This window comes from Vibrio sp. 10N.261.52.A1 (genome assembly GCF_002876325.1).
Classification (GTDB): domain Bacteria; phylum Pseudomonadota; class Gammaproteobacteria; order Enterobacterales; family Vibrionaceae; genus Vibrio; species Vibrio chagasii.
Map to the genome: position 1 here is coordinate 1 of NZ_MCYD01000634.1, position 357 is coordinate 357.

Below are 357 nucleotides of genomic sequence, written 5' to 3' on the forward strand. Positions count from 1 at the left end.
TTGAACGCGGGTGAAGGCGACGACATTGTGACAGCTGGCGCTGGCAATGATGCGATTGAAGGCGACCTCGGTAACGATACTTTGCATGGTGGTACGGGCAACGACCAACTGTCAGGTGGTGAGGGTAACGATAGCCTCACGGTCTCTTACAGCGGCAGTAATACGCTAGACGGTGGTGCGGGGGATGACGTTCTGACGGTAGAAACGCCAGCCAGTTCGGGTCGGCGCAGCAGCTACTACAAAACAGCAAACAATGCCCGTAACACCCTAATTGGTGGTGCTGGTGATGACCGCCTAGTGGGTGGCCTCGGGGCAGAGCGCTACGAGTTCAATCGGGGCGACGGCCATGACACTATT

Annotated in this window: 1 protein-coding gene; it reads left to right on the forward strand. The window is 57.1% G+C overall.

The window, feature by feature from the left end; genetic code table 11:
- Positions 1–357 (forward strand): calcium-binding protein (locus BCT81_RS11685; protein WP_133152607.1); only part of this gene is annotated, 357 nt, incomplete at both ends.